The organism is Delftia sp. UME58 (genome assembly GCF_014170385.1).
GTDB lineage: Bacteria > Pseudomonadota > Gammaproteobacteria > Burkholderiales > Burkholderiaceae_C > Comamonas > Comamonas acidovorans.
Genome location: NZ_LZZV01000056.1, coordinates 205875 through 218954 on the forward strand (window position 1 = coordinate 205875; position 13080 = coordinate 218954).

Sequence of the window (13080 nt, forward strand, 5' to 3'; positions counted from 1 at the left end):
GCACAATCGGGTCAATATAACAACCGAGAATTGTCTTTCATGCGACGCGAGAGCGCTTCCCCTACGGATTTACCCTTAGTCCCAACCCCGGCACCGTCGCGGGACTGGAACGCGCTGCGGCGCCTGCTGCCCTACCTGTGGCAATACAAGTGGCGCGTGCTGGCGGCGCTGGGCTTCATGATCGGGGCCAAGCTCGCCAACGTGGGCGTGCCAGTGCTGCTCAAGCACCTGGTCGATGCGCTGGATCTGAAGGCCGGCGACGCCCGGGCGGTGCTGGTCGTGCCCGTGGCCCTGCTGCTGGCGTACGGACTGCTGCGCTTTTCCAGTTCGCTGTTCACCGAGCTGCGCGACCTGGTCTTTGCCAAGGCCACGCAGGGCGCCTCGCGGGCGATTGCGCTGTCCACCTTCGAGCACCTGCATGCGCTGAGCCTGCGCTTTCACCTGGAGCGCCAGACCGGCGGCATGACGCGCGACATCGAGCGCGGCGTGCGCAGCACCGAGTCGCTGATCTCGTATTCGCTCTACAGCATCCTGCCCACCTTCATCGAGATGGCGCTGGTGCTGGGCATCCTGGCGCTGCGCTTCGATATCTGGTTCGCGGTCATCACGCTGGCGGCGCTGGTGTTCTACATCACGTTCACGGTCACGGTGACCGAGTGGCGCACGCGCTTTCGGCGCGAGGCCAATGCCCAGGAGTCGGCGGCGCACACCAAGGCCATCGACTCGCTGCTGAACTACGAGACCGTCAAGTACTTCGGCAACGAGGGCTTCGAGGCGCGGCGCTATGACGAGAACCTGGAGGCGCTGCGCCGCGTGCGCCTCAAGAGCCAGACCACGCTGAGCATGCTCAACTGCGGGCAGCAGCTGATCATCGCCACGGCCCTGGTCGCCATCCTCTGGCGCGCCACGCAGGGCGTGGTGGACGGGCGGCTGTCGCTGGGCGACCTGGTCATGGTCAATGCCTTCATGATCCAGCTCTACATCCCGCTGGGCTTTCTGGGCGTGATCTACCGCGAGATCAAGCAGAGCCTGACCGACCTGGAGCGCATGTTCACCCTCATGGACAAGGAGCGCGAGGTGGCCGACGCGCCCGGCGCCCGGCCCCTGCCGGCCGACGGCGCGCCGCCCGAGCTGCGCTTCGAGCATGTGGACTTCGCCTATGACCCCGAGCGGCCCATCCTCAAGGACGTGAGCTTCACCATTCCGGCCGGCAAGACCGTGGCCGTGGTCGGCCCTTCGGGCTCGGGCAAGAGCACGCTGGCCCGGCTGATCTTCCGCTTCTACGACGTGCAGTCCGGCCATGTGCGCATTGCCGGGCACGACCTGCGCGAGCTGACCCAGGACAGCGTGCGCGGCGCCGTGGGCATCGTGCCGCAGGACACGGTGCTCTTCAACGACACGGTGGAATACAGCATCGCCTACGGCCGCCCCGGCGCCAGCCGCGACCAGGTGGTGGCCGCCGCGCGCGCCGCGCGCATCCACGACTTCATCGAGGCCACGCCCCAGGGCTATGCCACGCGCGTTGGCGAGCGCGGCCTCAAGCTGTCGGGCGGCGAAAAGCAGCGTGTGGCGATTGCGCGCACCCTGCTCAAGGACCCGCCCATCCTGATCTTCGACGAGGCGACGTCGGCGCTGGACTCGGCCAACGAGCGCGCCATCCAGGCCGAGCTGCAAAGCGCCGCGCGCAACAAGACGGCGCTGGTGATTGCCCACCGCCTGTCCACCGTGGTCGATGCGCACGAGATCCTGGTCATGGACGCGGGCCGCATCGTCGAGCGCGGTACCCACGCCCAGCTGGTCGCGGCGGGCGGGCGCTATGCGGACATGTGGGCGCTGCAGCAAAGCGGGGAGCCCGCCGTGCTGTAGCGCTGTGCGGCCGGGCGACCGGGGGGCCGGGCGCCTGGACGGCTTCAGGGCTTGAGGTGCGTGACCAGGAACTGCTCCATGGCCTCGTAGAACTCGAACTTGTTCTCGTCGTTGTGAAAGCCGTGGCCCTCGTTGTCCTTGACCATGTACTGCACCTCCACGCCGCGCTCGCGCAGCGCCTTCACCACCTGGTCGCTCTCGTCCTTGTTCACGCGCGGATCGCGCGCGCCCTGGGCGATGAACAGCGGCGCCTTGATGCGCTCCACATGCAGGGCCGGCGAGGTGGCGGCCAGGCGCTCCCTGTCGCGCTCGGGGTCGCCCACCATGGCGTGCATCTGGTCCAGCAGCGGCTTCCAGTAGGGTGGAATGGTCTTCATGAAGGTGAACAGGTTGGACACGCCCACATAGTCCACGGCCGCCGCATACAGGTCGGGCGTGAAGGCCACGCCGGCCAGCGTGGCATAGCCGCCATAGCTGCCGCCGTAGATGCCGATGCGCGCAGGGTCGGCAATGCCCTGGTCGATCAGCCAGTGCACGCCGTCCGTGATGTCGTCCTGCATCTTCAGGCCCCACTGGCCGAATCCCGCTTCCCAGAACGCGCGGCCATAGCCCGTGGAGCCCCGGAAGTTCACCTGCAGCACGCAGAACCCCCGGTTGGCGAGGAACTGCACTTCGGGGTTGTAGCCCCAGCCGTCGCGCGCCCAGGGGCCGCCGTGCGGGTTGATGATGCAGGCCAGGTTCCGGGGCTCGCGGCCGGCCGGCAGGGTCAGGTAGCCGTGGATGGTCAGGCCGTCGCGGCTGGTGTAGCTGACGGGCTGCACGCGCGACATGGCGGATTCGGGAATGGCCGGGTTGATGTCGGCCAGCTTGGTCAGCGCATCGGCGGCCGCGTCGTAGATGTAGCGCGCGCCCGGCGTGCGGTCGTTGAAGGCGGCGACGATGAACTTGTCCTCGGCGCGGTTGGCGCCCTGGATGGCGAAGTCGTAGCCCGGCAGCTGCGCGGCCAGCCGGCCGTACAGGGCTTCGGTCTCGGCATCGAAGAAGCGGTACTGCGGCTTGTCGGTCTGGTAGGCGGCCAGGGTCAGCACGCGGCGCTTGCGCGAATAGGCCGCCGCGCCCAGATCGACTTCCTCGGGCACGAAGATTTCCTCTTCCTCATCGGGCCGGGCCGGGTCGATGACCACCAAGGCCAGCTTGTCGCGGCCCCGGTTGGACAGGGCGTAGAGCCTTTGGTCATCGAAGGTGAAGAAGGCCGGGCTGACGCTGGTGCGGTAGTCGGTGGTGATCAGGGGCTGGAACTCGCCGGCCTCGTCGTCGCGGTAGAGCAGGGCGCTGTTCAGGCCGTCGCTGGCCACGGCGGCCCGCACGCGGCCCGCATGGTCGGTCTGCCAGCCGACGATGTTGCCGGGGTTCTGCGCCACCAGTTGCGCCGCGCCCGTGTGCACGTTCACGCGGTACACGTCGAAGACCTCGGCATCGCGCCGGTTGTGGCTGATCAGCACATGGTCGGGGTCGTCTTCCAGGTCGTCCTCGATGCTGGCGCGCACGCCGTCCCAGGGCGTCAGGTCGGTGGCTTCGCCGCTGCGCGCGTTGACCGCCAGCACGTGGAAGTTCTCGTCGCCGCCGAAGTCCTTCTGGTAGAGCACCACGTCCGGGCCCTTCCAGAAGAAGTTGCTGATGTCGCGCTCGGTCTCGGCCGTGATGCGGCGCGGCTCGCCCACAGGGGTGCTGCCCTCCAGCGCCTGCACATGGATGTTCATGCGCGCCGGATGGCCGTCCACGCCGACGGGCTGCATGAAGCCCAGCGTCTTTCCATCATCGGCCAGGCGGAAGAAGCCGCGCTCCGGATTGCGGAAGAAGTCCTTGATCGGATAGGCCTGCGGTGCCTGCGCATCGGCGCTGGCATCCCGTGCCAGGTTGAGGATGTGGGCGGCCATGGCGGGGTGTCGGGAAAACGTCGGCAAGGGTGACCTCCTGGGTTGCAGCGGCAGGGAAAAAGGGAGCCGGCCATGATGCCATGGCGATGTATACAAACAGGCGGGTCACTGTCTTTGCCGGGATTGGTTGTATACATTTGATTGGTGTTTTCCCGTGTTTTTGCGGAAATGTGCGCCATGAATTGCCATGGTTGTATACATTGACGCCATTCCATCGAGACAAAGCCCCATGAGCCCCCAGCTTGCCCCCGCCGCCTCCGAAACGGAAAGCCACTCCCAGGTCATCAAGGCCCAGCTGCAACTGCGCGAGATGATTCTTGCGGGCGAACTGCCCGCAGGCGAGCGCATCGCCGAGCTGACCGTGGTGCAGCGCCTGGGCATCTCGCGCACGCCGGTGCGCGCCGCGCTGATGCGGCTGGAGCAGGAAGGCCTGCTCGAAGCCATGGCCGGCGGGCGCGGCTACCGCGTGCGGCTGTTCTCCGAGGCCGATGTGGCAGATGCCATCGAGCTGCGCGGCACGCTGGAAGGCCTGGCCGCGCGCTGGGCGGCCGAGCGCGGCGTGGCCGAGCCGCTGCTGGCGCAGGCCGGCCGCTGCCTGGATGCCATCGACCGTGTGCTGGAGGCGCCCGACTGGGGCGATGAGGCCTTCTCGCGCTATGTGGCGCTGAACTCCGAATTCCACGACCTGCTGCACTCCATGGCCGGCAGCAGCGTCATGCAGCGCGAGCTGGAGCGCGTGGTGCGCATGCCCTTCGCCTCGCCCTCGGGCTTTGTGCTGGCGCGGGCCGAATCGCCGCGTGCGCGCCACAGCCTGATGGTGGCCCAGGACCAGCACCGCCAGGTGCTGGACGCCATTGCCGCGCGCGAGGGCGCCCGGGCCGAGGCGCTGATGAAAGAGCACTCGCGCATTGCGCGCCGCAACCTGCGCGAGGCCGTGAGCGAGCCCGGCAGCCACGCGGTTCCTGGCGTGCAGTTGATCCGAGCCTGATTCGAGTCTGATCCGCGCTTGATCTGCGCTTGATACGTGCCGGCGGCCTCGGCCGCCCGTGCCCCAGCCACCGCAGCGCCAAGGACTGCGGACCCCACCCATAAAGGAGACCCCCCATGAGCACATTCCCCAAGAACACCTGGTACGTGGCCGCCACGTCCGACGAGATCCAGGACAAGCCGCTGGGCCGTCGCATCTGCGGCGAGCGCATTGCGTTCTACCGCGCGCAGCACGGCGTTGCCGCCGTGGAGGATTTCTGCCCGCACCGCGGCGCGCCGCTGTCGCTGGGCTTTGTCTGCGAGGGCAAGCTGGTCTGCGGCTACCACGGCCTGGAGATGGGCTGCGACGGCAAGACCATTGCCATGCCGGGCCAGCGCGTGCGCGGCTTTCCCGAGATCCGCAGCTATCCCGTCGAGGAGCGCCACGGCTTCATCTGGGTCTGGCCCGGCGACAAGGCGCTGGCCGATGCCGCCCTGATCCCGAAGCTGCCCTGGCACGACAACCCCGAATGGGCCTACGGCGGCGGCATGTTCCACATCCAGGCCGACTACCGGCTGATGATCGACAACCTCATGGACCTGACGCACGAGACCTATGTGCACGCCAGCTCCATCGGCCAGGCCGAGATCGACGAGACGCCCTGCAAGACCGAGACGCGCGGCGAGGGCGCCGATGTCGAGGTCGTCACCAGCCGCTTCATGAACGACATCCCCGCCCCCCCGTTCTGGAAGATGGCGCTGCGCAGCAACGGCCTGGCCGACGAGGTGCCCGTGGACCGCTGGCAGGTCTGCCGCTTCACCCCGCCCAGCCATGTGCTGATCGAGGTCGGCGTGGCCCATGCAGGCCACGGCGGCTACGACGCGCCCGACGAACACAAGGTCTACAGCATGGTGGTGGACTTCATCACGCCCGAGACCGAGGAATCCATGTGGTACTTCTGGGGCATGGCGCGCCGCTTCAATCCGGGCGATGCCGAAGTCACCGACCGCATCCGCGAGGGCCAGCACAAGATCTTCAGCGAAGACCTGCAGATGCTGGAGCTGCAGCAGCGCAACCTCAGCGCCCACCCCGACCGCAAGCTGCTCAAGCTCAACATCGATGCGGGCGGCGTGCAGTCGCGCAAGGTCATCGACAAATGGATTGCGCAGGAGCAGCAGGCGGCGGCGGTGGCCGCAGCAGCGGCCCAGCCTGCCGCCGCCGTGGCCTGAGGCTGCCGGCATGGCCAGGCCAGCAGGCGCGGGCGGCGCCGGGGATGGGGTAACCTCGGCGGGCTTCAACCCCAGGGCCGCAAGGCCTGCCGCCACCGATGGTCCACTCCGCCTCCGATCCGCTTTCCATCGACCTCTACGACCAGCCGGGCCACCTGATCCGGCGCGCGCAGCAGATCGCGGCGCAGCTGTTCCGCGACGTGCTGGGGCCGGACGTGACGCCGGTGCAGTACGCCATCCTGCGCATGCTCCAGGAAAAGCCGGGCATCGACCAGGTGACGCTGGCACGGCTGGTGGCGCTGGACAACTCCACCACGGCCGACATCGCTGCGCGCCTGGAGGCCAAGGGCTGGGTGCTGCGCGAGATCCTGCCCCGGCGCCAGCGGCGCCTGACGCTCACGGCCGAGGGCGAGACCATGCTGGCCGGCTTCGTGCCCAATGTCCACGAACTGCACGAGCGCATGCTGGCCGCGCTCGAACCCCAAGAGCAGGCCGAGTTCAAGCGCCTGCTGCGCAAGTTCGTGCAGCTGCACGACGTGCGCGAATCCACGGAAACATCGTCCGCCGACTGAGGGCGGCCTGCCGGCTGCGCGCATGGCGCACCGACCCTGATCGGGGGAAACCCGGTATTTGACGCACATCATCATTCAGTAAACTGAATCACGTTCAGCATACGTAATGAACGACTGAGAACGGCCGAAAGCGGCTGAAAACACAAGAAAGCTCGGCCAGAGCTTCCACCCCAAGGAGACCCACGATGACTGCCTGCCTGCTTGCCCCTCGCTTGCAGCGGCCCCGCGCCGCCGCATCTTCCATCCCCTTTGCGCGGGGGCTGCAGCCATGAGCGCCGATCTGCGCGCCAGCGTGGACCAGCGGCCCATGACACGCTTCCAGTGGTCGGTCATAGCCCTGTGCATGGTGCTCAACATGATCGACGGCTTCGATGTGCTGGTCATGGCCTTCACGGCCTCGGCCGTGTCGGCGCACTGGCAGCTCAGCGGCGCCCAGCTGGGCTTTCTGCTCAGTGCGGGCCTGTTCGGCATGGCGGGCGGATCGCTGCTGATCGCGCCCTGGGCCGACCGGCTGGGCCGCCGGCCGCTGATCCTGGCCTGCCTGGCCCTCTCGGGCGTGGGCATGCTGGGCTCGGCCTTCAGCCACAGCGCCATCGAGCTTGCGGCGCTGCGCGTGCTCACGGGCCTGGGCGTGGGCGGCATCCTGGCCTGCAGCAACGTGATCGCCAGCGAGTACGCCTCGCAGCGCTGGCGCAGCCTGGCCGTCACCCTGCAGTCCACGGGCTATGCGCTGGGCGCCAGCATCGGCGGCTCCATCGCGGTCTGGCTGCTGGGCCGGCATGACTGGCGCGCCGTCTTCCTGTTCGGCGGCTGCGTGACGCTGGGCGTGCTGGTCCTGGCCTGGTGGCGCCTGCCAGAGTCCATGGATTTCCTGCTGGCGCGGCGCCCGGCCGGCGCGCTGCAGCGGCTCAATGCCCTGGTGGTCCGCCTGGGCCTGCCCACGCTGGCGGCGCTGCCGCCTGCCGCGCCCTCAGCGGCGGGGCCTGCGCGGCGTGGCCCGCTGCAGCTGTTTGCGCCGGGCCTGCGCCGGCCCACGCTGCTGGTCTGGCTGTCCTTCTTCGCGGTGATGTTCGGCTTTTACTTCGTGATGAGCTGGACGCCCAAGCTGCTGGCCGCCTCGGGCCTCACGCCCGAGCAGGGCGTGACCGGCGGCGTGCTGCTGAGCCTGGGCGGCATCCTGGGCGCCACCTTGCTGGGGCTGCTGGCGGCGCGCTATCCCGTGCACCGCGCACTGGCCGGCTTCATGCTGGCCACGGCCGTGCTGCTGTGCTTCATCGTGAGCAATCCGGGCTCGCTGCTGCTGTCCTATGCGCTGGCCTTTCTGATCGGTGTCTTCGTCAACGGCTGCGTGGCGGGGCTCTATGCCATCGCGCCCATGGTCTATGGCGGCGAGGTGCGCGTGACCGGCGTGGGCTGGGGCATAGGCATAGGGCGCATCGGCGCCATCGTCTCGCCCATGGTCGCGGGCTCGCTGCTCGACGTCTCCTGGTCGGCCAGCCAGCTGTACGTGGGTTATGGCGCGGCCTTCGTGTTCGCGGCCTGCATCGTGTCGCTGCACCGGCTGCAAGGGCCCGAAGCCGGCTCGCCCGCAGCCACGGGCCGCACGCTGTCGGCGCATTGAGCGCGACTTGCAGACAAGAAGGAGAACCCCATGACCGAATGCACCACCATTGCACCTGCCTCCACGCCAGCCCCCACACCCTCCTCCACGCCCGCCTTCCCGCTGGACCAGTGGTATGTCGCCGGCTTTGCCTGGGAACTCCAGGACGCGCCGCTGGCGCGCACCCTGCTGGGCCGGCCCGTCGTGCTGTTCCGCACGCCCGATGGCAGCGTCGCCGCGCTGGAAGACCGCTGCTGCCACCGCGAGCTGCCGCTGTCCTGCGGCACGGTGGAGCCTCGCGGCCTGCGCTGCGGCTACCACGGCCTGCTGTTCGACCGCGCCGGGCAGTGCCTGGAGATTCCGGGCCAGCAGCGCATACCGCCCAAGGCCTGCGTCAAGTCGTTCGACCTGCGCGAGCGTGACCAGATCCTCTGGATCTGGATGGGCGCCACGCCCGATTCCGTGCCCGCGCAGGAGCCGCCCGCCTATCCCGTGCACGGAGATGCGCGCTACCGCTTCGGCGGCGATGTCTACCACTACGACGCGCCCTACCAGCTCATCCACGACAACCTGCTGGACCTCAGCCACCTGGGCTATGTGCACCTCAAGACCATTGGCGGCAATGCCGGCGTCCACATGAATGCCGAGCTCAAGGTGCGCCAGGAGGGCGACAGCGTCACCGTGCTGCGCTGGATGCCCGACTCCGACCCGCCGCCCACCTATGCGGCGGCCTGGCCGTTCGCGGGCCGCATCGACCGCTGGCAGGAGGTGGAGTTCCACCCCTCGCATGTGCGCATCTGGACCGGCGCCATGGACGCAGGCAGCGGGCAGCTGGACGACCCGCAGCGCGAAGGCTTTCACATGCGGGGCTTTCACGGCGTGACGCCGGAGACCGAGCATTCGGCCCACTATTTCTGGACCATCGCCACCAACCCCCATCCGGACATGCAGGACACCACGCGCCTGGTGATCGACCAGACGGCCGCCACCTTCGAGGAGGACAAGGTCGTCATCGAGGCCCAGTTCCGCAACCAGCAGCGCTTTGGCGCGCGCCCCGTCATCGACATCCACGTGGACGCGGGCCCCAACCGCGCGCGCCGAGTGATCAGCCGGCTGCGCGAGGCCAGCGCCCGTGCGCTGGCGGCGGCCTGATCTTCCGAACCCCTTCCTTTCCGCGTTATTCCCCATGCAAGCCAACCCCATCCTCCAGGTGCGCGTCGCGCGCAAATGCGCCGAGGCGCAGGACATCTGCAGCCTTGAACTCGTGCCGCTGGACGGCCAGAGCCTGCCCGCCTTCACGGCCGGCTCGCACATCGACCTGCACCTGCCCGGCGGGCTGGTGCGCCAGTACTCGCTGTGCAACGACCCGCAGGACACGGGCCGCTACGTGGTCGGCGTGCTGCGCGAAGCCGCCTCGCGCGGCGGTTCGGCCGCCGTGCACGAACAGGTGCAGGAAGGCCAGCAGATCGCCATTGGCGCGCCGCGCAACCACTTCGCGCTGCATGCAGACGGCCCTGCACGGCATCTGCTGCTGGCCGGCGGCATAGGCATCACGCCCGTGCTGGCCATGGCGCGCCAGCTGGCGCGCGAGGGTGCCGACTTCGAACTGCACTACTGCGCGCGTTCGCGCGAGCGCATGGCCTTCACGGCCCTGCTGCAGTCCATGCCCTGGGCCGACCGCGTGCACCTGCATGTGGATGGCGAGGGCGCGCTCGACATGGCGCAGCTGCTCGGCGCCCCGCAGGCGGGCCTGCACCTGTATGTCTGCGGCCCGCGCGGCTTCATGGACGCGGCCCTGGGCCATGCCCGCGCGTCGGGCTGGGGCGAGGACCGCCTGCACTACGAGTTCTTTGCGGGCGAGGCCGTGCAGCGCGAGGGCGATGCCGGGTTCGAGATCGAGATCGCCAGCACCGGCCAGGTGGTGCGCGTGGCGCCCGAGCAGACCGTCGTCCAGGCGCTGGCCGGCATCGGCGTGGAGGTGCAGACCTCGTGCGAGCAGGGCGTGTGCGGCACCTGCCTCACGCGTGTGCTCTCGGGCGAGCCCGAGCACCGCGACATGTACCTGACCGAAGACGAACAGGCCGCCTGCGACCAGTTCCTGCCCTGCTGCTCGCGCGCTAAATCCGCCCGGCTGGTGCTGGACCTGTAGGGCGGCACCGCGCAGGGCCCCTGGCGGGTGGACAATGGGTTTCCCCTTGCCCACAGCCCGTTGAAGCCGCTGATTTCCCCGCGGCAGCGGGCGCCGCTCTTTCGCCATGCAACCTGCCCTGCTTGTCCTGAACTTCAATACCGAAGGCCATCTGCGCCAGATGGCCCAGGCCTTTCCCTCCTTCGAGGTGCTCTACGCGCCCGACGCCAGCCAGTGCGAGGCAGTCATCGCCGAGCACGGCGCGCGCGTGCAGGCCGTGCTGACCATAGGCTCCATCGGCCTGTCGGCCGCGCAGATGCTGCGCATGCCCGCCCTCACGCTGGTCTGTGCGCTGGGCGCGGGCTACGAGAACATCGACGTTGCCCATGCGCAGGCCCATGGCATTGCCGTGGGCAATGGCGCGGGCACCAATGACGACTGCGTGGCCGACCACGCCATGGGCCTGCTGATCGCCTCGATGCGCGGCCTGGTGCGGCTGGACCGTGCCACGCGCGACGGCGTCTGGCGTACTGCGCTGGCGCTGCCGCCCAACGTCTCGCACAAGCGCCTGGGCATCCTGGGCATGGGCGCCATCGGCGCCAAGATCGCCCAGCGCGCGCTGGGCTTCGAGATGGAGATCGGATACCACAACCGCAGCCAGCGCAGCGAGCTGCCCCACCGCTACTTCGGCGACCTGCTGTCGCTGGCGCAATGGGCCGATGTGCTGCTGGTCGCCACGCCGGGCGGCCCCGGCACGCGCCACCTCGTCAATGCCCGGGTGCTGGACGCGCTGGGCCCGCAGGGCCACCTGGTCAACATCGCGCGCGGCAGCGTGGTCGATACCGCCGCCCTGGCCGCCGCCGTGCGCGAAGGCCGGCTGGCCGGCGCGGGCCTCGATGTCTACGAAAGCGAACCTGCGCCACCGGCCGAACTGCTGGACCTGGACGCCGTGGTGCTCACGCCCCATGTCGGCGGCTGGTCGCCCGAAGCCGTGCAGGCCTCGGTGGACCGCTTCATCGCCAACATGCGCTGCCACCTGGAAGGCCGCCCGCTGGTCTCGCCGGTCACGGCCTGAGGCCGGATTCAGCCCTGTGCCATCCCGGCAACTGCTGCCAGGTGCAGCAGTCCCATGACCAGGCAGATGGCGGAGGACACGTGCCAGAAGCGGTCGCTGTTGTCCGGAAAGCGTGGTTTCAGCCACGGAAAGGCCATGGCCCGCGCCACCAGCACCAGGCCGGCCCCGGCCAGCACCGGGCGCATGAAGGGCAGGGGACCCAGCAGGCCCGCGCCTGCCAGCCCATACCCCGCCAGCAGCGACAGCACCACGCCGATGGCCGCCGACACCAGCGGCGGATACCAGTGCCCGGCCTCGGCCATGCGCGCCATGCGCTCGCCGGCACCCATGAGCCGCAGTCCACGTCCCCCCCAGACGATGCAGGCGAAGTGGGCCAGCGCGGCCGCCGTGTCGAACAGGGCAGCGGCCAGGGCCAGCAGTTGCACGCCCTTCACGGCAGGGCTTCCCATGCGCCGGTGTGCTGATGCTTCTTCATGGTGTATTCCTTGGGATTTGCTGCAATGGCCGGTCACTGTAGTGCTTAAACTCCGGGCCGAAAACTCGCCTTGTGCTCAGGTTCTTCCGCATGACCTCCAATACCCCCCACACCGCTGAATCCCAGAGAAGAAGGCAGCCCGTGCAGGCGCGCGGGCAGCGCACGCTCGCAGCCATTCTCCAGGCAACGGCTCAGATTCTGGTCAAGGAGGGCGAAGCCGCGCTCACCACCAACCGCATTGCCGAGCGCGCAGGCGTCTCCATCGGCACGCTCTACCAGTACTTCCCCGACAAGCAGGCCGTCTTCCGCGCCATTGTCGATGGCCAGCGCCGTGCGGCCGTCGCGGCCATCGAGGCCTGGCTGGAGCAGGCGTCGGAACAGGGCCTGCCGCGCGAGGCCGTGGCGCGCGGCGTGGTCGCCTGCATCGTCGAGGGCTTTGCGGGTCGCACGCCTGCGCGGCGCAAGCTGGCGCGCTTTGCCTGGCGGCAGGATGGTGACGAGCGCATTGCCCTGTCCATGCGCGAGACCGCCGAGCGCATGGCCGCCCACCTGCAGCGCTGGGGTGGCCCCTCGCTGTCCTATGCGCGCCTTTACGTGGCCACGCGGGCCGTGCTGGGCACGGTGCGCTTCGCCTCGCTGGAGGCCTCGCCGCTGATTGCCTCGGGCGCACTGGAGGAGCTGCTGTGCGAGATGGGGACAGACATGTTGCTGGGTGGCGTGCAGGGCGCCGGCGCTGCTGCCTCATAGAGGCTGTCCCATTCGCCGAGGCCATCATGGGGGCATGGCGTTCGTTGATGGCGTGCCGGAGGCCCAGGCCGTTCCTGCGCAGCAGGATGGTGACCCGTCCTGCCATAGGTTGACACCTATGAAGGACACCGATCCGGCGTAATCCAGCCGGCCAGAGACGCCCGATGAACCTCATCGGGCGTTTTCAATTTTAGGGACAGGTGCGGTCTTTCCTGGTTGTAGATCTGCACGGCCTGCTGGACCATCCGGCTGGCCTGGGCCAGATCGGCAGGCCGATGCAGCAGGAACTCCATCTTCAAGATCCCGTTGACGCGCTCGGCCAGCGCGTTCTGATAGCAGTCGTAGCCGTCAGTCATCGAACAGGCAATGCCGTGGCGCCGATGAATCTCCTGATAGTCATTCGAGCAGTACTGGATGCCCCTGTCCGAGTGATGCACCAGCATTTGCTGCGTCTGGCGGCCGTTGAGCGCCACCTTCAGCGCCC

12 protein-coding genes are annotated in these 13080 nt (G+C 68.8%); 9 read left to right on the forward strand and 3 right to left on the reverse strand.

From position 1 onward, the window contains the following. Positions 1-39: 39 nt before the first annotated feature. Entirely contained in the window at positions 40-1866 is a 1827-nt protein-coding gene (locus A9976_RS18455; protein WP_183020206.1) for an ABC transporter ATP-binding protein/permease, read from the forward strand. A gap of 44 nt (positions 1867-1910) precedes the next feature. Here A9976_RS18455 and A9976_RS18460 read toward each other — a convergent pair whose 3' ends face one another. Continuing rightward, positions 1911-3803, reverse strand: a complete 1893-nt coding sequence (locus A9976_RS18460; RefSeq protein WP_183020224.1) for a S9 family peptidase — start codon at positions 3801-3803, stop codon at positions 1911-1913. Positions 3804-4032: 229 nt separating this feature from the next. On the opposite strand from A9976_RS18460, the gene A9976_RS18465 reads away from it, so the two are divergent. The 7 genes from A9976_RS18465 to A9976_RS18495 all read left to right on the forward strand — a co-directional run bounded on the left by A9976_RS18465 (position 4033) and on the right by A9976_RS18495 (position 11374). After that, positions 4033-4791, forward strand: coding sequence for a GntR family transcriptional regulator (locus A9976_RS18465; protein ID WP_183020207.1), 759 nt, complete (start codon positions 4033-4035; stop codon positions 4789-4791). A 116-nt stretch (positions 4792-4907) separates the two neighbouring features. Continuing rightward, entirely contained in the window at positions 4908-5999 is a 1092-nt protein-coding gene (locus tag A9976_RS18470; RefSeq protein ID WP_013804187.1) for an aromatic ring-hydroxylating dioxygenase subunit alpha, read from the forward strand. A gap of 98 nt (positions 6000-6097) precedes the next feature. Next, on the forward strand, positions 6098-6571 hold the full coding sequence (locus A9976_RS18475; protein ID WP_047326188.1) for a MarR family winged helix-turn-helix transcriptional regulator: 474 nt from the start codon (positions 6098-6100) through the stop codon (positions 6569-6571). Positions 6572-6839: 268 nt separating this feature from the next. Continuing rightward, positions 6840-8192, forward strand: a complete 1353-nt coding sequence (locus A9976_RS18480) for an MFS transporter (protein ID WP_183020208.1) — start codon at positions 6840-6842, stop codon at positions 8190-8192. Between the two features lie 30 nt (positions 8193-8222). Beyond that, a complete protein-coding gene (locus A9976_RS18485; RefSeq protein ID WP_183020209.1) occupies positions 8223-9323 on the forward strand; it encodes an aromatic ring-hydroxylating dioxygenase subunit alpha in 1101 nt (366 codons plus the stop codon). Positions 9324-9357: 34 nt separating this feature from the next. After that, on the forward strand, positions 9358-10320 hold the full coding sequence (locus A9976_RS18490; protein WP_183020210.1) for a PDR/VanB family oxidoreductase: 963 nt from the start codon (positions 9358-9360) through the stop codon (positions 10318-10320). 106 nt (positions 10321-10426) lie between these two features. Next, complete coding sequence (locus A9976_RS18495) at positions 10427-11374, forward strand: 2-hydroxyacid dehydrogenase (RefSeq protein WP_183020211.1); 948 nt, start codon at positions 10427-10429, stop codon at positions 11372-11374. Positions 11375-11382: 8 nt separating this feature from the next. On the opposite strand, the gene A9976_RS18500 is transcribed toward A9976_RS18495, so the two are convergent. Further along, positions 11383-11823 carry a hypothetical protein gene (locus A9976_RS18500; RefSeq protein WP_220808724.1) on the reverse strand — a complete coding sequence of 147 codons (441 nt, stop codon included), beginning with the start codon at positions 11821-11823 and terminating at the stop codon, positions 11383-11385. Positions 11824-11939: 116 nt separating this feature from the next. Between A9976_RS18500 and A9976_RS18505 the strand changes: the two genes are divergently transcribed. Next, positions 11940-12596, forward strand: coding sequence for a TetR/AcrR family transcriptional regulator (locus tag A9976_RS18505; protein WP_183020212.1), 657 nt, complete (start codon positions 11940-11942; stop codon positions 12594-12596). A gap of 116 nt (positions 12597-12712) precedes the next feature. On the opposite strand, the gene A9976_RS18510 is transcribed toward A9976_RS18505, so the two are convergent. Next, the coding region (locus tag A9976_RS18510; protein WP_183020213.1) for an integrase core domain-containing protein at positions 12713-13080 on the reverse strand (368 nt) is incomplete at its 5' end.